Source organism: Acidisphaera sp. S103, from assembly GCF_009765975.1.
Classification (GTDB): domain Bacteria; phylum Pseudomonadota; class Alphaproteobacteria; order Acetobacterales; family Acetobacteraceae; genus Rhodopila.
The window spans coordinates 118,545-138,504 of record NZ_LMUJ01000036.1 but is presented as its reverse complement, the minus strand read 5'-3'; the positions used below and the strand labels follow the sequence as shown (position 1 = coordinate 138,504).

Sequence of the window (19,960 nt, the reverse complement as noted above, 5' to 3'; positions counted from 1 at the left end):
CTGACAAGCCTCCGGCCGGATCAGCCGTCGAACCGCGTCACCGCGAGAACGGCGTCCAGCAGGTCGTCGGCATCCTCGTTCGGGGATAACGACCCGATCATTCCGGCGAGCCGGCCGTCGAGCAGCAGCATCGCGAAGCCGTGGACCAGCGACCAGCGTGCCGCCGCCCGCGCGGCCGCCTGTAGTGGTGGCAGAGGCACGGCAGGGGGGGCACCGACAGAGCGGAGCGCCTGGGCCGCGGCGTCCATTGCGTCGCGCAAGGCCGGACGGGTGGTGTCGAGCCGCTCGCCACGGAACATCAGGATGAACAGGTTCGGGTAGGTGCGGGCAAACGTCACGTAGGCCTGGCCCATCGCCCTGGAGCCTGACGGCTGGCCGCCGCCACCGGTGGCGCGCGCGGCGGTCAGCATCGCGCTGAACCGGATGAATCCGACGGCGGCAAGCTCACTGAGCAGGCCGGTCAGGTCGCCGAAATGATTGGCCGGGGCCGCGTGGGAAACGCCGGCAGCCCGAGCGGCTGCTCGTAGCGTGAGGGCCTGGATGCCGTCGCGTTCGAGGATCGCCTCGGCTTGCGTGAGCAACGCGGTTTTCAGGTCGCCGTGGTGGTAGGGGCGGGCGACGGCCGTGGCTTCGGAGTGGTCCATGGGGGATGTTTACGGTGGAAAGATTGTTGTTGACAAGGCGGGGCGGGAGCGCCTAGCCATATGTTGTCAATGTCAATATCTGGAGTGCATCCAAGATGCCGAACGATTTCAATTTGGATCCGGATGACAATTTCGCGCCGATCGACCGTGGATACGGCCTGGCGGATCTGCGGATCGTGGGTGATTTGCCGCGTGGGATGAACGGCACGTTGTTCCGCAATGGGCCGAACCCGCAATTTCCGCCTCTCAACCCGATGGAGAATCATTGGTTCGCTGGTGACGGGATGGTTCACGCGTTCGCGCTGCGGAACGGCCGTGCGTCCTATCGCAATCGGTGGGTTCGCACGGACAAATGGATCGCCGAACGGGCCGCCGAACGGCCGCTGGTGGCGGTTTTCGGTGACGCGTCGTGTTCGGATATCCAGGTTCCCGACACCGGGATCGCCAACACCAACATCATCTGGCACGGCGGCCGGCTATTGGCGCTGGAGGAGGCACATCTGCCATTCGAACTCGATCCCGCGACGCTGGCGACGCGTGGCGTGCAAAGCTTCGGCGGAGTGCTTGAAGGGCCGTTCACCGCGCATCCGAAGATCGATCCGGTCACCGGGGAACTGGTGTTCTTCGGCTACTCGGTGGGCGGCCCTCTGACCCCGGGCATGACTTACGGGACGATCGGTTCGGACGGACGCCCGGGGCGCGTCGAGCGGTTCGAGGCCCCCTATTGCAGCATGGTGCATGATTTCGCCGTCACCGAACGGCACGTGCTGTTCCCGATCCTGCCGTTGAGCGGCAGCCTGGCGCGGGCGGAGGCCGGGCAGATGCCGTACGCCTGGGAACCCGATCTCGGCAGCCATATCGGGGTTATCCGGCGCGACCGGGGCGTTGCCTCGCTGCGCTGGTTCCGCGCGGAAAATTGTTATGTGTTCCATGTGCTCAATGCCTGGGACGAGGGAAGCAAGATCGTCGCCGATGTGATCCAGTATGACGAACCGCCCCTGTTTCCGCGCGCGGATGGCCAGCCCTCGGCCCCCGGCGCGACGCGCGGCAGGCTGGTGCGCTGGACGCTTGATCTGGATGCCGGCACGGATGCTCTCAAACGCAGCGAACTCGACGGCATGAACGGCGAATTCCCCCGCCTGGATGAGCGTCGCGCGGGGCTGCGCAACCGCTTCGGGACGTTTGCCGGGAAAACCCGCGACGAGGGTTGGCTGGACACGCTTGTCTGGCTCGACTTCGTGTCGGGGCAGCGAGCGGCCTACACGCTGCCGGCGGGCGATGCGGTCTCGGAGCCGGTATTCGTGCCGCGCGGGCCGCTGGCGGCGGAAGGCGATGGATGGGTGCTGGCCGTGGTGTGGCGCGGTGGGGAGCGGCGCAGCGACCTGATCGTGCTGGATACGGATGCGATCGAGCGGGGGCCGGTCGCGACGGTTCAACTGCCGCACCGCGTGCCGTTCGGGTTCCATGGCAACTGGGTCGGACATCCGGCCTGACCGAGCAGAAAGGGATAGTCCGATGCAAAATATGCTGAAGGCAGCGAAACTGCTACTGTTGGATATGGCCTCGACGTTCGCTTTACTCGTGGTTTATCTCGCGACGAAGAACATGAGCGTGGCGGTCGGTTGCGGCATGGCGCTGGGGATCGCCCAGATTGGCTATGAGTATGTGCGAAAGCGGCCGATCGATACCATGCAGTATCTGAGTCTGTTCCTTGTGGTGGGGTCGGGCGGCGCGGCGCTGCTGACCGGCGATCCGCGGTTCGTGATGCTGAAGCCGAGTGTCATCTATGGTGTGGTTGGCACCGTCATGCTGAAACCGGGCTGGATGAACCGCTATCTGCCGCCGATCGTGCAGGAACTGGTGCCGGACGTCGCATTCATCTTTGGCTTCGTCTGGGCGGCGCTGATGTTCTTCTCGGCCGGACTGAATATCGTGGTCGCGTTGCATTTCAGCGTGACGACGTGGTCGGCGTTCATGTCGTCGTATGCCATCGCCAGCAAGGCCGGGCTGTTCCTGATCCAGTATGCCATCATGCGGGCGATCGGCGTGCGCCGTCGTCATGCGCAGGTGGGGTTGACCGATGGCGGGGTCAGGCCGGCGTAGCGAATGACGGGAATGTCAAGCCGCGAGGCGTCGGGGCTGCTGGCAACCGGGGGGCGAGCCTTGCGTTAGGGGTTCGGTCCATCGACCCCAGAAGGAGATCGCGGTGAGTAACGCCCCTGTGAGCAAAGACGCGTCCGGCAAGCCCTTTCTGAGCGATGTCAAAACGTTGCGCGAGCGTGCGCGGAAGAACATGTCCTCGGGGGTGGTGACGTCCACGTATGGCGGCGACGTCAAGAAGACGATCGAAATCCTGCAGTCGGTATTGGCCACGGAGATCGTCTGCGTGTTGCGCTACACGATGCATGCGGTGACCGCGACCGGCATTTCCAGCGAGGGCATCAAGGCCGAGTTTGCCCAGCATGCGAAAGAAGAACAGGCCCATGCGATGGCGGTCGCGGAGCGGATCGACCAACTTGGTGGCAAGCCCAACTTCAACCCCGAGGGAATGGCGAGCCGTTCGGCATCGCAATACTCCGAGGGCGGTAATCTGGTGGACATGATCAAGGAGAACCTGATCGCCGAACGGATCGCGGTGGATCATTACCGGGAGTTGGTGCGCTATTTCGACAACGACGACCCGGCTACGCGGGTGATGCTGGAGGGGATCCTGTCGGTCGAAGAAGAGCACGCGACAGACATGCACGACCTGCTGATCGCGCATGAAGGCAAGCCTCGTCTGGAGGATTGATCGGCGCGTTGGGGTTTCACGAGACCCCATGACGCGCCGGTTCGGATCGGCTACAGCAGCGGCATGATCCGCCTTAGCATCTCCGATCCCGGCTTCGAACCCCAGTTCGTGGCGTTGCTCTCCCAGGCCCGCGAAACTACCGAGACGGTGGATCGTGTCGTGGCCGGCATTCTGGCCGATGTCCGAGCGCGCGGCGATGCGGCGGTTATAGATTATACTGCCAGGTTCGATCGGATGGTGCTGACGGCGGACCGGTTGCTTGTGTCCTCGGCCGAGGTCGATGCGGCGGTGGCGGGGATTCCGGCTGAACTGGCGGCGGCGTTGGATCTGGCGGCGACGCGGATCGAGGCGTTTCACAGGGCGCAGTTGCCGGCCGATTTGCGGATGACGGACGCGGCCGGGGTGACGATGGGCATGCGGTGGACGGCGCTGGATGCGGTCGGGCTGTATGTGCCGGGGGGCAAGGCGGCATATCCGTCGTCGGTGCTGATGAATGCGATCCCGGCGCGGGCAGCGGGGGTGGCGCGCATCGCGATGTGCGTGCCGACGCCGGATGGGGTGTTGAACCCGCTGGTGCTGGCGGCGGCTCGGCGCGCCGGGGTGTCGGAGATCTATCGGATCGGCGGGGCTCAGGCGGTGGCGGCGCTGGCGTATGGCACGGCGTCGATCGCGGCAGTGGACCGGATCGTCGGGCCGGGGAACGCGTATGTGGCCGAGGCGAAGCGGCAGGTGTTCGGGCGGGTCGGCATCGACAACATCGCCGGGCCGTCGGAGGTGGTGGTGTTGGCGGACCGGTCGAATGACCCTCGGCGGATTGCGGTCGATCTGTTGGCTCAGGCGGAGCACGATGAGGCGGCGCAGTCGATCCTGATCACGGATGATGCGGGGTTCGCGGATGCGGTGGCGGCGGCGGTGACGGCGGAGTTGCCCACCCTGCCCCGGTCTGCGATCGCGGGGGCGAGCTGGGATGCGCATGGGGCGGTTATCGTGGTGGAGAACTGGGACCAGGCGGTCGGGTTGGTAGACCGGTTGGCTCCGGAGCATTTGCAGTTGATGTTGCGCGATCCGGAGGCGGTGTTTGCCCGGGTGCGGCATGCGGGGGCGGTGTTCCTGGGGGCGTTCTGTCCGGAGGCGGTGGGGGATTATGTCGCCGGGCCGAACCATGTGCTGCCGACGGGGCGGACGGCTCGGTTTGCGTCCGGGTTGTCAGTGTTCGATTTTCTGAAGCGGACGACGTTCGTGTCGGCCTCGGAGGCGGCGCTGGCGGTTATCGGGCCGGCGGGGGTGGCGTTGGCGGAGGCCGAGGGGTTGCAGGCGCATGCTCGGAGTATTGCGCTGCGGCTGGGTGGGTGAACGCTTGCCCGTGACGTGGGATCAGTGCATTCCCTCTATAGGAGGAAATGATCGATGCCAGATGTTGAGCCTGCCGCATGAGCCGGGAAATTCGTCTGCTGTCCACCAGCGCGATCCTTGGGTACGGGTTTCCTGAGGCCTCGCTACAGGCTGGGCTTGATCGCCGGCCGGATGTGATCGGCGTGGATGGCGGCAGCGTCGATCCGGGGCCGCATTACCTGGGGTCGGGCAAGCCGTTCTGTTCCCCCATCGCCATCCGGCGTGATCTGCGATTGATGCTGAACGCGGCGGTGCGGGCGGGGATTCCGATGGTGATCGGGACTTGCGGCGGGGCGGGCGCGGCGCCGCATCTTGATCTGGTGGCGGGAATGGCGCGGGAGATCGCTCGGGAGGACGGGCTGCATTTCAAGATGGCGCTGATCGAGGCGGAGCAGGACAAGGCGTCGTTGAAAAGGCGGGTGGCGGCGGGGCGGGTGAAGCCGTTGGTTCGGCAGCCGGTGTTGGCGGATGCAACGATCGATGCATCCACACGCGTGGTGGCGATGATGGGGCCGGAACCGTTTGTCTCGGCGCTGGATAATGGGGCGCAAGTGGTGCTGGCGGGGCGGGCGAGCGATCCGGCGTCCTGGGTGGCGGCGGCGACGCGGGCGGGTTTGCCCCCTGCCCCGGCCTGGTATGCCGGCAAAATGCTGGAATGCGGGGCGACGCCGTCGATCCCGAAGGGGCATGACTGTCTGTTCGTTACGGTACGTGACGACCATGTCGAATGCGAGCCGACCAATCCGGCGCGCCGTTGCACGCCGCTGTCGATCGCCAACCACTCGCTGCACGAGAACAGCAGTCCGATCCATCATATCGAGCCGGGAGGGATGCTGGACACGTCCGATTGCCGGTTTGAGGCGGTCAGCGATCGGGCGGTGCGGATTTCTGGTATGCGATGGGTGAAGGCCGAGCGGTATACTGTCAAATTGGAGGGGGTTGCGCTGGCGGGGTATCGGTCGGTGTGCGTTTGCGGCACGCGCGACCCGTTGCTGATCGGGCGGTTGGACGACTTTATTTCCAGTGTCCGTGGTGAAGTTGCCTCGAAGGCGGCGGCGTTTGGTGCGTCTCCGGATAGTTACCAGCTTGGCATTCGTGTTTACGGACGTGATGGCGTGATGGCGGCCCGAGAGCCGCTGCGCGACGCGGTGCCGCATGAGCTGGGGTTTGTGTTGGAGGTTGTTTCCCAGGTGAGTCAGGAAATGGCCAGTGCGGTTCTGGGCATGGCGCGCACCAACATGCTGCACACCGATTTTCCCGGGCGATTGTGCCGGGAGGGGAACATGGCGTTCCCGTTCTCGCCTTCGGATATCGAGGTGGGGCCGGTTTACCGCTTCAGCGTGTATCACGTCGCCGAACTGGACGATCCGGTTGAGCCGTTCCCTATTCATTATGAGGCGTTGTGACATGGCGCTGCTGAAAGATGTCGCGAAAGTCTGCAAGAGCAAGAATGCCGGGCCGTTCGAGCTGACCGTGGATGTGGTGTTCGAGGATGCCGAGACGTTTCAGCGGGTGAAAGCCACTGGGGTGCTGTGCGCGGCGTTGTTCGCGCGTCTATACAATGTGCCCGAGGAGCATGTTCTGTTCACCCCGTATGATGCCGCGTTCGCGTTCAAGGCGACGTTTCCCCGGCTGGTTCCGGCGGGGGATTTTGGTGATACCGATGTTTATGGCTGTCAGCAGCATGCTCCGCTGCTGGATGTCGAGATTCCGGAGACGACACGATGAACCGCATGATGACCTTGGTTGCGTTCTTGCAGGCGCAGAATTGTTCCAATCTGCCGGGATCGTGGCGACATCCGTCGTCGATGTCTGACTTTATGACACCGGAATATTACCAGCGTATTGCTCGCACGTTGGAGGACGGGAAGATACAGTTGGCGTTCTTCGATGATCGCCTGGCGATGCCCGATCTATACACCGGTCACCACGCCGAGGCGGTCGGTGCCGGTGTGCGTGTGGTGAAGATGGATCCGTCGACGATCCTGATGGCGATGGGCATGGCGACGTCGAAGTTGGGGCTGGGGACGACGTATTCCACGACGTATTACGAGCCGTATCACGTGGCGCGTGTGTTCGCGACGATGGACCTGATGCTGAAAGGCCGCGTGGCGTGGAATATCGTTACGTCGCTGAATAGCGCGGAGGCGCTGAATTTTGGTCACGCCGAACACATGGAACATGATGCTCGTTACGACCGAGCGGATGAGTTCATGGAAGTGGTGATGGGGCATTGGAATACGTGGGAAGATGATGCTCTGATCTTGGATAAGGACGGTCGTTTCGCCGATCCGGCGAAGGTGCATCGGTTGGATCATGTGGGGCGGTATTTCAAATCGCGTGGGCCGTTCAGTGTGCCCAGGTCGGCGCAGGGTCATCCGGTGCTGATCCAGGCGGGCCAGTCGGGACGCGGGCAGTCGTTCGCCGCGCAATGGGCGGAACTGGTGTTCGTAATTTATCACAATCTGGAAGCCGGCAAGCAGCAATACGCCGACTTCAAGAAAGCCATCGCCGCTGCCGGGCGCGATCCGTCCCTGGTGCAGGTGGCGCCGGCCTGTTACGTGATCGTCGCGGAATCGGAAGAAGCTGCCCAGGACAAGCGGGCCGTCATCGAGGCATCGATGAAACCGGTCGATGCACTGGTGCTGATCTCTGAAGTGCTGAACTATGATTTTGGATCCAAAGGGTACGACGAGCCATTCAGCGATGAGGAACTGGCTGGGTTTTCGTGGCACGGGTTCCGGGAACGGGTGGTGAAGTTCTCGGGCAAGAAGAACCCCACGGTGCGTGATTTTGTCGAGGTATCCGGGCGCGGCACCATTGCCGAACACAAGGTGTTCTGCGGCACGCCGAAATCGGTGGCCGATCAGATGGAGGAATGGTTCACCGCGCCGGCGTGCGACGGTTTCGTTCTGGCTGCGACGCATATGCCGGGCGCTTATGAGGACGTCGTGCGGCTGCTGGTGCCGGAGTTGCAACGGCGTGGGCTGTTCCAGAAGGATTATCTGGGCACGACATTGCGGGAGAACCTGGGGCTGCCGGTTCCTCGGGCGGTTGATTGGCATAATGGACGGAGGGCGGCGCAATGAGGAGCATGCTGTTCGCGCCCGGCAATCATGCGCGCCGGGTGGAGAAGGCGCTGGGATTGCCGGCCGATGGGGTGATCCTGGACCTGGAAGATGCGGTTGCGGTGTCGGAGAAGGTCGCGACGCGGCCGGTGGTGGTTGGGGCGTTTGGCGCGCCTCGGGTTGGCAAGCTGTATGTGCGGGTCAATGCGCTGACGACGGATTGGTGCCATGGCGATTTGGTCGCGGTGGTGCAGAAGGGGTTGGACGGGATCATCCTGCCGAAGGTGGAACATGGTCATGAGCTGCGCACTGCGGACTGGCTGATCAGTAATCTGGAACGGGAACGCGGGCTGCCGGTTGGTGGGATCGACCTGATCCCGATCATCGAAACGACGCTTGGCATCAGCAATCTTTCGCGGATCTGCCGTTCGGGCACGCGGGCTAAGTGCCTAGCGTTCGGGGCGGGTGATTTCACCTTGGATATGGGCATGGTTTGGAGCCGGTCGGAGGCGGAGTTGTTGCCGCATCGGGCGGCTTGCGTGATGGAGTCTCGGGCGGCGGGGTGGGAACCGCCGATGGATACGGTCTGGGCGGATTTGCGAGACGCGGATGGTTTCATTGCGTCGGCAAAGCATGCGGCGGCGCTGGGGTTTCAGGGTAAGATGTGTATCCATCCCGATCAGGTGGCGCCTACCAACGCGGCGTTCAGTCCTGATGAGGCCACGGTCGCGCGGGCGAAACTGGTTGTTGCGGCCTTTGACGAAGCCGAGGCGAAGGGGTTGGCGTCGATACAACTGGATGGACAATTCATCGACTATCCCATTGTGCAACGCGCTCGGCGTGTATTGGCGGCTGTGCGATGATCGATGTGCAGGCGTTGCAGGGCTGCAAGGTCCTGGATGTGTCCACCTTCCTGGCGGGGCCGTTCTGCGCCACTCAGTTGGGCGAGTTCGGGGCGGATGTGATCAAGATCGAGCTTCCTGTTGTGGGCGATGCCACGCGGCGGTTCGGTACGATGACGGAATGCGGGGATTCGCTGCCGTGGCTGTCGGAATCGCGGAACAAGCGCTGCATTACGTTGGATTTGCGCAAGCCAGATGGGGCGGCTTTGTTGAAGCGGCTGGTCGCCGAGTCTGATGTGATGGTGGAGAATTTTCAGCCAGGTACGTTAGAGAAATGGGGCCTGGGCTACGATGTGCTGAGCGCGGTGAATCCTCGGCTGATCATGGTGCGGATTTCGGGGTATGGGCAGACGGGGCCGTATAAGGACCGTCCGGGGTTCGGGCGTATTGGCAATGCGTTTGGCGGGCTGTCGTTCCTGGCGGGGTATCCGGATCGGGCGCCGGTGACGCCTGGGTCGGCGACGATTCCGGATTATATGGCGGGGCTGTACGGCGCGCTGGGTACTCTGCTGGCGTTGCAGGCGAGGGAGAAGACCGGACGCGGGCAGGTCGTGGATATTGGGCTGTATGAGCCGATCTTTCGTATCCTGGATGAGCTTGCGCCAGCGTTTGCCTATAAGGGGACGGTGCGGCAGCGCATGGGGCCTGGGACGGTCAATGTCGTTCCGCACAGCCACTATCCGACCAAGGATGGGCGCTGGATCGCCATCGCCTGCACCAACGACAAGATATTTTCCCGACTCGCCGAGGCGATGGGGCGGCCGGAATTGGCGGATGCGGATCGTTGGGGTACCCTTGCGGCCAGGGAACGCGATCGGGCAGTCGTGGATGAAACGGTCGGGGCGTGGACGGCGACGTTGGATCGGGCGGAACTGATGTTTCGTTGCGAGACCAGTCAGGTTCCGTGTGGGCCGGTCTATTCGATTGAGGAAATATTCGAGGACCCGCAGTACGCTGCCCGGGGGAATATACTGCGGGTGCCGGACTCCCGGGTGGGTGAACTGGCGGTGCCGAATCTGGTGCCTCGGCTGACGGAGACGCCGGGGAAGGTCAACTGGCTGGGCATGGAACTTGGTGCGCACAACTCGGAAATTTACCAAGGGCGGCTGGGTTTGTCGGATGCGGAAATCGAACGGTTACAGGCGGAGGGGGTGATTTAGGCACGATGGCCGGGCATTTTCGGCGGCGAACCATCCTGACGTCTGTGCTGGCCGCGGGGATCGCGGGGCCGGTTTGGGCCGGAAGCGATATCGGCGTCGTCGTGTTGCATGGCACTCAGGGCCTGCCGGGAAGCATCGTCACGTCCCGCTTTGAAATGGCGTTGAAGAATGCCGGCTACGCGGTCCAGGCGCCGGAAATGTGCTGGTCACGCAACCGCATTTATGACGCCCCCTTCCCCGACTGCCTGCATGACATCGACGCCGCTGCTGGGAAATTGCGGGCGATGGGCGCCCGTCGCATCGTCATCGCCGGTCAGAGTGAAGGTGGCAATGCGGCGCTGACATATGCGTCGACCCATCCCGACATCGCCGGCGTCATCGCGTTGGCCCCGGCGGGCAATCCCCAAGGTCTGGTCCGTAATCAGAGCGTGCAGGAGAGCGTAACTCAGGCGCGGCAGATGGTCTCGAACGGCCATGGTAACGACCGAGCGCGCTTTACCGCGACCAATAATGGCAACCACTTCACGGTTTACACCACCGCCGCGATTTTCCTGAGTTTTACTGACCCCGAGGGTCCCGCGGTGTTCCCGCGCAGTCTTCCGAAGATAACGGTGCCGGTGCTGTGGGTCGCCGGCGATGACGATCGCTCGCAGGGCAATGCGGATGCCTGGTTCGCGACGCTGCCGGCGAACAACCTGAACCACATGGCACATGTCAGCGCAGTCCATCTCGGCACGCCCGACGCGGGGATCGAACCGGCGCTGGCGTGGCTGAGGACGCTGCCAATGCGATAGAGGATGCACGTGGAGGGAACAGTCATGGGAGGCGTCGAGTCGATCGAGACCGCAAGCGTCGATGAACTGCGAGCCTTGCAGTTGGATCGCATGCGGGATGTGGTGCGGCGGGCATATGAGCAGGTGCCGCATTATCGGTCTCGGTTCGATGCGGCCGGCGTGCATCCGGACGATCTGCGGCGGTTGGAAGATATCAGCCGGTTTCCGCTGACGGCCAAGGAAGACCTGCGGCAGAACTATCCGTTTGGGATGTTTGCGGTGCCGATGGACCGGATCGTGCGCATCCATGCGTCCAGCGGAACGACGGGGAAGCCGACGGTTTGTGGTTACACGAAGAACGACATCGAGGTGTGGTCGTTGCTGATGGCTCGGTCTATTCGGGCGGCGGGCGGACGGGCTTCGGACAAGATCCATGTGGCATATGGGTACGGGTTGTTCACCGGCGGCCTGGGCGCGCATTACGGCGGCGAATATTTGGGCGCGGCGGTCATTCCGGTGAGTGGCGGGTTCACCGAACGGCAGGTGCAGATCATCAACGACTTCACGCCTGATATTATCATGGTCACGCCGTCCTATCTGTTGGCGATTGCCGACGAGTTCGATCGGCAGGGGATCGATGCGCGCGCATGTAGTCTTCGGCTGGGTATTTTCGGCGCGGAACCTTGGGGTGAAGGGATGCGTGCCGAACTGGAGCGGCGGCTGGGGCTGGAGGCGCTGGATGTTTACGGGTTGTCGGAGGTCATGGGGCCGGGTGTGGCGCAGGAGTGCGCTGATTCAAAGGGCGCACTGACGATTTGGGAAGATCATTTCTTTCCGGAGATCATCGATCCGGCCACCGGCCAGCCGGTCGCGGACGGAGACATGGGGGAGCTGGTTTTTACCACGCTGACCAAGGAAGGCATGCCTCTGGTTCGCTATCGCACGCGCGATCTGACTCGTTTGTTGCCGCCGGCGAACCGGCCGATGCGGCGGATGGATCGTATTGGCGGGCGTAGTGACGATATGCTGATCATCCGGGGGGTGAATGTGTTTCCCTCGGCGATCGAGACGGTGCTGGCGAAGGACGCGAAGCTGGCGCCGCATTATGTGCTGGAACTGCGGCGGCCGGGCAGCCTGGATGAGCTCGATGTGGTGGTGGAGACGCGGGCTGCTCTGGGTGACGCCGAACGGGCGGAGATCGAGCGGCGGGCGGAACATCAGATCAAGGTGTTTGCCGGCGTTACGACGAAAGTGCGGGCGGTGGAACCGGGGACGCTGGAACGATCCCAGGGCAAGGCGAAACGGGTGGTGGATCTTCGACCGAAAGGGTGATGCCGATGCTGGCCAATCGTTCCGAACGGATGGCGTTCCTGCGCGATCATGTGGAGTCGGTGTATGATCGTTTGACCAACGGATTGACTCGGTTCGTGCGGGTCGAGGAGTTGGTGCTGCGGGCTGCCGATGCGTATCCAGGGCTGGTGCCGACACGGGCGGCGCTGGCGGAGGAAGCGGGGCGAAAGCTGAAGGATAAGGAGGGGATTGAGGTCGATCAGAGCCTGCTGCTGGCGCATATCCTGGCGAATCCTCGGTGTGGCACGCATCTGTGTCATGCGATGTTGCTGCCTCGGCCGGAGACGGCGGTGGCGTTGGCGGCACTGGATGCTCAGGGGTTCGTCGATCTGGGGGCGGTTCGGGTGGAACGGCACGGGCGGGCGGCGCATTTGTTGAGCAGTAATCCTCGGTATTTGAATGCGGAGGATCAGGGGACCATCGAGGCGATGGAAATCGGGGTCGATGTGGCGATACTCGATCCCGGGACGGATATTGCGGTGTTGCGGGGGCAACCGGTGCAGCATGCCAAGTATGCTGGGCGGCGGATCTTTGGCAGCGGCATTAATCTGACGCATCTGTATCATGGCTCGATCCCGTTCGTGTGGTATCTGCAACGGGAACTTGGTTTCATGCACAAGTATTTCCGTGGTGTGGCGACACCGGACGTGCTGCCGGATGATGTGAATGGCGTGGCGCGGGAGAAGCCGTGGATCGCGGCGGTCGAGGGGTGGGCTATTGGCGGGCACTGCCAGATTTTGCTTGCCATGGACTATGTTCTTGCGACGCGCGGGTCGTTCATTACGTTGCCTGCTCGGAAGGAAGGTATTATTCCGGGGGCGGCCAATTTGCGGTTGGCTCGGTTTACCGGGGATCGGCTGGCACGGCAGTTGATTCAGGCGGAGCGGCGGATTGAGAGTGATAGTGCCGAGGGTCGTTTGCTTTGTGATGAAATCATCCCGGATGGGGGGATGGATGAGGCGATTGAAGATACGGTGGCGTTGCTGACCAGTTCTGGGGCGGTGGGGGCGATTGGGAACCGGCGGGCGTTGCGGGTAGCGGTGGAACCGTTGGATTTGTTCCGGCGGTATTGCGCGGTTTACGCTCGGGAACAGGCGTCCTGCCACTTTAGTCCGGCGTTGGTGCGGAATTTGGAGGAGAATTGGGGGGCGGGGAACCGGGCGGTTTGAGGAGACGTCGTCTGCTCAAAGGCGTGGATGGCCGGCCTGCGCCGGCCATGACGCGGGGGGATTGGGCGGCGTCGGATGACAGGCGACTACGGGTGGCGGGCGCGGCGGGACGGGCGCGGCGGGACGGGACGGGAGTGGACACGCGGGCGGTGTCATAGGCCCCGGAAGCCGGTTGGGCGGCCGAAATGGGCGCGGGCTACGTAGGTCGCCTGGTTGTTCTGTAGAGCCGAGACGTGGGAGTTGTACATCGCCACGTCTCGGTAGTAGCGGTCCAGGCGGCTGCCTTTTTTTGTTGGGGCGGACAGGGAGTTTTGGAACAGCAGTTCCACCGCCTGGCGGGCCAGGCCTCCGGCTTGTTGGGCGAGTGCCCATAGGCGCAAATTGTCCTCGACGGTGAAGGGGGTACGGTCGCGGTCCCAGGCGCGGCAGTGGGCCATGTAGCGGTCGGCTACGCCGTATAAGATCGTTTCGGCGGCCTCGGTCATTGACATGGCAAGACCGAATGGGCGCAGGTAGTCGGGGTGGTCGGCCCATAGCAGGGTTGGATCGGCCAAGGAACGGTTGCGCAGCATCAGCGTTTCGAATTCGTCCAGTGCGGCCCAGGCGGCGCCAACCACCACCGATACCAGAGAGCAATGATATGGTCCCATCATGCGGCCGAGATACATCGGGTTGCCGTGCAGGCGGGTGCCGGCCGTGCCGTTCTCCAGGCCGTCGGGGCGGGCGCCCATCCAGTCGAGGCGGATCACCATGTGTTCGGGGACGAAGGCGTCTCGGATGCGGGCGCTGTGGGAACCGCTGGCGCGCATGCCCAGGGTGCGATCGCCGCCCCAGTCGTCGAGGACCTCGAACGACGCCCGCGGCACCACCACCTGGCGCGGGTCCCCTGCCCCGTCCAGCGTGGCGCCGCACAGCAGGTGTGTCGCGTAGGGAATGCCGGAGCAATAGTTCCACTGGCCGTTCAGGATGTAGCCGCCGTCCACCGGTTTCAGGGTGCCCATGGTGGCCGGGCGGTGCGGGGCGATGAAGTGGCCGTCGGTGCCGAACAGTTCTCGTTGGGCCTGCTCGGGCCAGTGCGAGCCGACGACGTAGGCGTGGGAGCCGCCTAGGGACAGACACCAGCCGGCGGCGGGGTGGCCTCGGGCGATCTCGACGATCAGGCGGTAGTTGGTTCGCAGTTCAAATTCATAGCCGCCGAACAGGCGGGGCTGGGTGACACGGTAGAAGCCGGCCTGGCGGAAGGCTTCGTGCACGTCCGGGGAGTAGGTGCCGAGTTCGTCGGCCTCATCTTGCTGCGCTCGCAGCAGGGGGCGCAGGGCGATGGCGCGTTCCCACAGACGTTCGGGGGTCATATCGGGTTCGGGAACCGGGATCGGGGTCACGTGGCTTGCTCCGGCATGTCTGGGGTGGACAATTCGGGCGTGTGGGCGGACGGGTCAAGAGCGTTTGTGGGTTGCATTATGCAATCTTGATCCCCACTCTGAGGTTGATATTGTCATGCAACCTAGGGAGACTTTCATGCGACTGGACGGTAAAGCGGCCTTGATCACAGGCGGCAACAGCGGGATCGGGCTGGCGACCGCTCGGGTTTTCGTCGAGCAAGGGGCGAAGGTGGCGATCACCGGGCGCGACCAGGCGACGCTGGATGAGGCTGTCGCCAGTCTGGGGCCGAATGCGTTGGCGTTTCGCGCGGACATCATGGATGCGGCGGCCAATGAGGCGGCGATCCGCGCGGCGGGCGAAGCGTTCGGTCATCTGGATATCGTGGTGGCGAATGCGGGGATCGCCGGTGGGACACCGGTAGGCGGCACCTCGGCGGAGCAGTTTGGACGGATATTGACCACCAATGTCACCGGGGTGTTCCTGACGGTGCAGGCGGCGGCGCCGTATTTGCGCCAGGGGGCGTCGGTGGTGCTGATCGGGTCGGTGCATGCGGTGCTGGGTATGCCGGGTTATGCCGCCTACGCCGCCAGCAAGGGTGCGGTGAGCTCTCTGGGGCGGGTGTTGGCGTCGGAACTGGCGACGGCCGGGGTTCGGGTGAACGTGGTGGTGCCGGGGGCGACGCGGACGCCGATCTGGTCTCGGTTCGGGCGTGGGCCGAATGCGCTGGCGGAGATGGAGCCCGCGATGGTGCGGGCGGTACCGAGCGGGCGGATCAGTGAGGTGGCGGAGATTGCCAATACGATTTTGTTTCTGGCATCGGACGATGCGACGAACATCACCGCGGCGGAGATCGTGGTGGATGGCGGGCTGACCGGGGCGCCGTCGGGGGCTCCGATTTATCGGGGGTGACGTTGGCGGCGGTTGCTGGTTCGGGTCCCGCCGTTGCGTTGCTTCGGGCAGCGGACGGCGGGGGGCGAGCCGGATGGCCAAAGGCAAAGGACTATACCAGGCTTATGTGCGTTGGCCAAAATGCCACAGTGAGGTGTAGTGCATGATCGGGCGCTGGAACGTCGCGCCTTCGGCGACAAATCGCTTTCCCGCATCCAGCATGGGCTGGAAGGTATCAAGTTGCCTGGCGTGGTCCAGCGTGTCCCAAACACTGGTATTGATCAGCGACAGTGTTGCCTCATCCGCGCCGGCGTAGAAGGAGAGCAGCCCTGGCATTGCCTCGATGCCGGGCCGAAGGGATGCCTCGGCGTCCAACATCATCCTTTGCAACAGCGCGAACTTCGTCGCGTCACACCGTAGGATGGACACACGCAACACGGGGTCAGACATCGAGTACCTCAGCAAGACCTAACGCGCTCTGACTGCACGTTAGGCCATGCCGAATCCCGCCTGCAAGCCGCATTCGCGGGGATGCAGGCGGGGCGGCTGTCATCACGCCAGCTGAATATCCGCAACCAGCTGCGTGCCCTTCGTTTCGGGGCTGAACAACATCGCGATGAACACCGAACCGGCGGCGACGGTGGTGCCGATCATCATCGGTATCGCGAAGCCCATGTGCCAACTGGTGGCGAAGTAAGCCAGCACCGGCCCCACCAGGCCGCCGAAGATCGCGCCCTGATGATAGCAGAATCCGGTGGCTGTCGCCCGCACCTCGGTCGGGAAGCGTTCGGACAGGTAATGCGGCCATTGCGTGTGCATGCCACCGCCACCAAACCAACCTTGCAACGTGAAGAATATGACGATCATCGTATAGTTGGTGGTCAGAAGATAGAATGGCGCAATCGGAATCGTTACGAGAGCGGTGATGATGAGAGTCAGCCGCCGGCCATAACGGTCGGAGAACCAGCCCCAGAGGATTGCCGAGAGGAAGAACATCAGGCTCTGCAGCATGATCGGCAGGGCGACATAGGCGGTGGGAAGGCCGAGGTCCCTCTGCAGGTAAGAGGGGAACATGCCGCCGACCGAGTAGCCGACGACGAACGCGCTGGCCATCATCCAGCACGCCGTGAGGGTATTGCCGAGCACGGCCGGTTTGAAAATGCTGAACAGAGGTGTGCGGAACTCGCGGTTCTCCTCGCGTTGCTTGCGCCGGTTTTCGATCCACACCGGCGGTTCTTTGACGTATTTACGGATGTAGACAATCACCAAAGCGGGCAGCACGCCGATCAGCAACAGGCCGCGCCAGCCGATGGAGTCATAGAGCAAGGCGTAGGCTGCGCTGGAGAGCAGCGCTCCCAAACCCCAGGAGCCTTGCAGGACCGATCCCATGAAGCCGCGTGAACGTTGCGGCCACGTTTCCATTGCCAGCGCGGCACCGGCCGGCCATTCGGCGCCCATGCCGATGCCCAGGGCCGTGCGGAACAGCAACAGCAGCAAGAAGCTCGGTGCCAAGCCGGCCAAGAGGTTACAGACCGAGAACCAGGCGATCGAGATCATCAACGGCTTTTTGCGGCCGATCCGGTCGGAGACCCAGCCGGAGGCGGTGGCGCCGACCAGGCGCATCCACAGGGTCAGAGTGAAGACGACGGCAACCTCGGTCAGCGGCACGCCGAAGGTCTTGGAAATCGGCACCATCAGCAGCAGGAAGATGGTGAAATCGAAGGCATCGAGGGTCCATCCGAGCCAGGCGGCGACCCAGGCGAGCCATTGATCCTTGGTTGGTTCTTTCCACCACGGAATCGGAACTGTATTGGCGGCTGTCGCTGACATGAAGCGTTCTCCCGTCTCTTTTTTTAGATTGTTTGGACGCACTTCGGCGGCGCGAACCCATCATTGTGGGGTCACCAGCGCGGCGGGACTTCACCGCATCGCGCTGCCGCTTCTTACTCTAATTCTTGGCGCCGCGTCGAAGCATGGTTTGCCGATGGATGCAGACGGGCCCCTTACAAAAGATCACGATCGAGTTATCGATTGTCTTCGCGATCCGAGCCAATAATCCCCAATCTACTGTAATCCTTTTGCCGCCCCTCCAAAGTACGCGGCATTATGACTTACAGTCATGATGGCATGAATCGTAGCGGCGGTTACCATAAGGATGTATTATAGTCGGAATGACGCCAGACTATATCGTGAAACCACCACGCCCTGACCTACTGCCCAGATGGGTGGATCGGCCGCCCGTTGGGTAAATGTCGGACAAATATACAGGGGGAGTTCCATGCGCGCAGCATTCGTTGTCACCCCGGCAACCGCGCCGGATCCGTTAGACGTCGTCGGCGAGAAAATCACGGTTCTCGCGTCGGGTGCACAAACCGGCAGTTATGAGATTTTTCGTCAGGCGGGTCCCGAAGGCAGCGGGCCGCCGCCTCACAGCCACCCGTGGGATGAATCCTTCTACGTGGTGAAGGGCGATATCGCGTTCGGCGTCGGTGCCGAGGACATGATCGCCGTCCCGGGCACGCTGGTGCATCTGCCAGCCGGAACGACACACTGGCTCCGCTTCGGCAAGGGCGGTGGGGAGATGATTTCCATGACGTCGCGCGAGGCGGCATCGCATTTTCACCGATGTGCACCGCGCGATCTCGCCCGAGAAGCCGGATATCGCTAAACTTGTCGAGGTTGCCAATGAGCATCAGCTGACGGTCGCGGCTCCCCCAGGCTGACGCATTTCGAAGCCACAGCCAATCGGCAGGATCAGCGTCCGGAAGCCGTTGGCGGACGCCGCTGCATCGCCTCGGACAGTGAGTGGCGGGCGTTGCCGGCGGGGTCGAAATTGGCGTCGTCGAGCCAGGTTTTGATGATCGCTCGGACTTCGGGCCACTCGTCGTCCAGGATGGAATACCAGGCGGTGTCGCGATTGCGGCCCTTGGTGACCATGTGATTGTAGAATACGCCCTCAAACCGGAAGCCCAGGCGGCGCGCGGCGTTGCGCGATTTGAGGTTGAGCGCGTTGCAGCGCCACTGCATGCGGCGATAGCCGAGGTCGTCCATGGCATAGGACAGCAGAAGCAAAAGCGCCTCGGTGGCCGCGCGGGTTCGCTGTAGCGCCGGGGCGAACCAGATGCCGCCGATCTCAATGACGCCATCCAACGGACGGATGTCGAGGTAGCCGGCCATTCCGGCGACCGTTCCGCTCGCATGGGACCGCAGCGCGAACCGGATGGGGTCGAAGGCGGCGGCCTGGGTTTTCAGCCATGCCAGGAAAGACGGCTGATCCGGCCATGGTCCGGCAGGCAGATAGTCCCAGACCCGCAATGCCTCCGGCGAACCGTGGCCAGCCTGGTAGAGGTCCGCGGCATGAACGGACGGGTTTAGCGGCTCCCATTGGATATGCCGGCCGGACAGTATGGTGCGAGCCGGGACCAGCCCGGGTGGTGGGTTGGGAACGGGGCGTCCTGAAGGCGGGCGTGGGTAGGGCTGTTCAAGGGCGTCGGGCATGACTGGATTTGTCAGTTTAAATGGGCTGACTGGAAAGGTCCGATTGGTTCTGTTGGGCTGGTCCGATTGACCTCTTTCAAGCCGGGCAGCGCACCGACAGTTCGAAGCCGCCGCCGAACGGCAGGGTCATCGTGCGAAAGCGGTTGGCGGGGTCGTTCAGGAAGGCGAAATAGTCGGCGTAAGCCTCGCGATGCTGTTCGGTGTTGTCGCAGACGACGATGGCGCCGGGCCGCAGGTGCTGGGCCACCCGTTCCAGTGCCGGCCGAGCCATGGCGATCCAGATGTCTACCAGCACGAAGTCCACGGGACCGTCGATCTGCTTCAGAGTCTCGCGCAGGTCGCCTTCACGCAGATCGATTAACTGGCTCAGGCCCGCCTGGGCGAAATGAGCGCGCGCGGCGGCGGCCTTTTCGGGCTCGTATTCGGTGCCGATGACCGTGCCGGCGCCGCCGTTGGTTCGGATGTTGTCGCGCACGGCGGCGGCGAGATACAGGGTCGAAACCCCGTAAGAGGTGCCGATTTCGACGATCCGCCGGGCGTCGGACGCTCGGCAGAGCTGGTAGCAAAATTCCGCTTTGTCGCGGTCGAGCGCGACCAGTTTGTCGCGGCGGAAGTCCTTCATCTCATCGGGTGTTGCCTGCTGGGCAGTGTAGCCGGCGATCACCGGGATCTGCGCGTCGCTTCTGGCGTGCAGGGCAGCCAGCAATTGTTCCAGTTCCGGATCGTGAAGAATGCCCATGGCAGTCGGCTCCTGATGATCGCCGGCACGATAGAACTGGCCTTGCGTCGATGTCCGGCCAGAAACTGTCGCGCACAGGCCAGCCGGCCGTGTTTAGAGCAGGATGACTTTGCTTTCGCTCAGCCGTCCAGATCCAGTAACAATTGGCATTGCTTCTGACGTACTACCCCTACCGTCATGGCTCGGCTTGTCCTGACCACCAA

At 63.3% G+C, this 19,960-nt stretch carries 20 protein-coding genes; 14 read left to right on the top strand and 6 right to left on the bottom strand.

The features are described 5' to 3' along the window. Positions 1–20: 20 nt before the first annotated feature. Positions 21–644: a TetR/AcrR family transcriptional regulator gene (locus tag GSQ89_RS09055; protein ID WP_158924173.1), complete on the bottom strand. Its 624-nt coding sequence runs from the start codon at positions 642–644 to the stop codon at positions 21–23. A 95-nt stretch (positions 645–739) separates the two neighbouring features. Here GSQ89_RS09055 and GSQ89_RS09050 point away from each other — a divergent pair, with 95 nt between their 5' ends. The 12 genes from GSQ89_RS09050 to GSQ89_RS08995 all read left to right on the top strand — a co-directional run bounded on the left by GSQ89_RS09050 (position 740) and on the right by GSQ89_RS08995 (position 13,249). After that, entirely contained in the window at positions 740–2,137 is a 1,398-nt protein-coding gene (locus tag GSQ89_RS09050) for a carotenoid oxygenase family protein (RefSeq protein WP_158924171.1), read from the top strand. A gap of 22 nt (positions 2,138–2,159) precedes the next feature. Continuing rightward, positions 2,160–2,747 (top strand): inner membrane-spanning protein YciB, encoded by a 588-nt coding sequence (locus GSQ89_RS09045; RefSeq protein WP_158924169.1) that lies wholly within the window; start codon positions 2,160–2,162, stop codon positions 2,745–2,747. 103 nt (positions 2,748–2,850) lie between these two features. Then, positions 2,851–3,435, top strand: a complete 585-nt coding sequence (locus GSQ89_RS09040) for a bacterioferritin (protein WP_254073133.1) — start codon at positions 2,851–2,853, stop codon at positions 3,433–3,435. 63 nt (positions 3,436–3,498) lie between these two features. Next, complete coding sequence (gene hisD, locus GSQ89_RS09035) at positions 3,499–4,788, top strand: histidinol dehydrogenase (RefSeq protein ID WP_158924167.1); 1,290 nt, start codon at positions 3,499–3,501, stop codon at positions 4,786–4,788. A gap of 77 nt (positions 4,789–4,865) precedes the next feature. After that, positions 4,866–6,233 (top strand): acyclic terpene utilization AtuA family protein, encoded by a 1,368-nt coding sequence (locus tag GSQ89_RS09030; protein ID WP_254073132.1) that lies wholly within the window; start codon positions 4,866–4,868, stop codon positions 6,231–6,233. Between the two features lies 1 nt (position 6,234). After that, on the top strand, positions 6,235–6,555 hold the full coding sequence (locus GSQ89_RS09025; RefSeq protein ID WP_158924165.1) for a DUF4387 domain-containing protein: 321 nt from the start codon (positions 6,235–6,237) through the stop codon (positions 6,553–6,555). Further along, positions 6,552–7,916, top strand: a complete 1,365-nt coding sequence (locus GSQ89_RS09020; RefSeq protein ID WP_158924163.1) for an LLM class flavin-dependent oxidoreductase — start codon at positions 6,552–6,554, stop codon at positions 7,914–7,916. Before GSQ89_RS09025 ends, GSQ89_RS09020 begins: the two co-directional genes overlap by 4 nt. Further along, on the top strand, positions 7,913–8,758 hold the full coding sequence (locus tag GSQ89_RS09015; protein WP_158924161.1) for a CoA ester lyase: 846 nt from the start codon (positions 7,913–7,915) through the stop codon (positions 8,756–8,758). The genes GSQ89_RS09020 and GSQ89_RS09015 overlap by 4 nt, the downstream gene beginning before the upstream one ends. Then, on the top strand, positions 8,755–9,957 hold the full coding sequence (locus GSQ89_RS09010) for a CaiB/BaiF CoA-transferase family protein (RefSeq protein WP_158924159.1): 1,203 nt from the start codon (positions 8,755–8,757) through the stop codon (positions 9,955–9,957). Before GSQ89_RS09015 ends, GSQ89_RS09010 begins: the two co-directional genes overlap by 4 nt. Positions 9,958–9,962: 5 nt before the next feature. Then, complete coding sequence (locus tag GSQ89_RS09005; protein ID WP_158924157.1) at positions 9,963–10,751, top strand: carboxylesterase; 789 nt, start codon at positions 9,963–9,965, stop codon at positions 10,749–10,751. A gap of 24 nt (positions 10,752–10,775) precedes the next feature. Then, complete coding sequence (gene paaK, locus GSQ89_RS09000; RefSeq protein ID WP_254073131.1) at positions 10,776–12,062, top strand: phenylacetate--CoA ligase PaaK; 1,287 nt, start codon at positions 10,776–10,778, stop codon at positions 12,060–12,062. Between the two features lie 5 nt (positions 12,063–12,067). Then, a complete protein-coding gene (locus tag GSQ89_RS08995; protein ID WP_254073130.1) occupies positions 12,068–13,249 on the top strand; it encodes an enoyl-CoA hydratase/isomerase family protein in 1,182 nt (393 codons plus the stop codon). A gap of 152 nt (positions 13,250–13,401) precedes the next feature. Here the strand turns inward: GSQ89_RS08995 and GSQ89_RS08990 are convergent, their stop codons facing one another. Next, positions 13,402–14,631, bottom strand: a complete 1,230-nt coding sequence (locus tag GSQ89_RS08990; protein ID WP_158924153.1) for a hypothetical protein — start codon at positions 14,629–14,631, stop codon at positions 13,402–13,404. A 136-nt stretch (positions 14,632–14,767) separates the two neighbouring features. Between GSQ89_RS08990 and GSQ89_RS08985 the strand changes: the two genes are divergently transcribed. Further along, a complete protein-coding gene (locus GSQ89_RS08985) occupies positions 14,768–15,541 on the top strand; it encodes an SDR family NAD(P)-dependent oxidoreductase (RefSeq protein ID WP_158924150.1) in 774 nt (257 codons plus the stop codon). A gap of 102 nt (positions 15,542–15,643) precedes the next feature. Here GSQ89_RS08985 and GSQ89_RS08980 read toward each other — a convergent pair whose 3' ends face one another. Next, positions 15,644–15,970, bottom strand: a complete 327-nt coding sequence (locus GSQ89_RS08980) for a hypothetical protein (protein ID WP_158924147.1) — start codon at positions 15,968–15,970, stop codon at positions 15,644–15,646. A gap of 102 nt (positions 15,971–16,072) precedes the next feature. After that, positions 16,073–17,350, bottom strand: a complete 1,278-nt coding sequence (locus GSQ89_RS08975; RefSeq protein ID WP_158924145.1) for an MFS transporter — start codon at positions 17,348–17,350, stop codon at positions 16,073–16,075. Positions 17,351–17,798: 448 nt separating this feature from the next. Between GSQ89_RS08975 and GSQ89_RS08970 the strand changes: the two genes are divergently transcribed. Further along, on the top strand, positions 17,799–18,188 hold the full coding sequence (locus GSQ89_RS08970; RefSeq protein ID WP_216856077.1) for a cupin domain-containing protein: 390 nt from the start codon (positions 17,799–17,801) through the stop codon (positions 18,186–18,188). 86 nt (positions 18,189–18,274) lie between these two features. On the opposite strand, the gene GSQ89_RS08965 is transcribed toward GSQ89_RS08970, so the two are convergent. Next, positions 18,275–19,018 carry a GNAT family N-acetyltransferase gene (locus GSQ89_RS08965; RefSeq protein WP_158924143.1) on the bottom strand — a complete coding sequence of 248 codons (744 nt, stop codon included), beginning with the start codon at positions 19,016–19,018 and terminating at the stop codon, positions 18,275–18,277. 76 nt (positions 19,019–19,094) lie between these two features. Next, positions 19,095–19,757, bottom strand: coding sequence for an O-methyltransferase (locus GSQ89_RS08960; protein WP_158924141.1), 663 nt, complete (start codon positions 19,755–19,757; stop codon positions 19,095–19,097). Positions 19,758–19,960 lie beyond the last annotated feature (203 nt).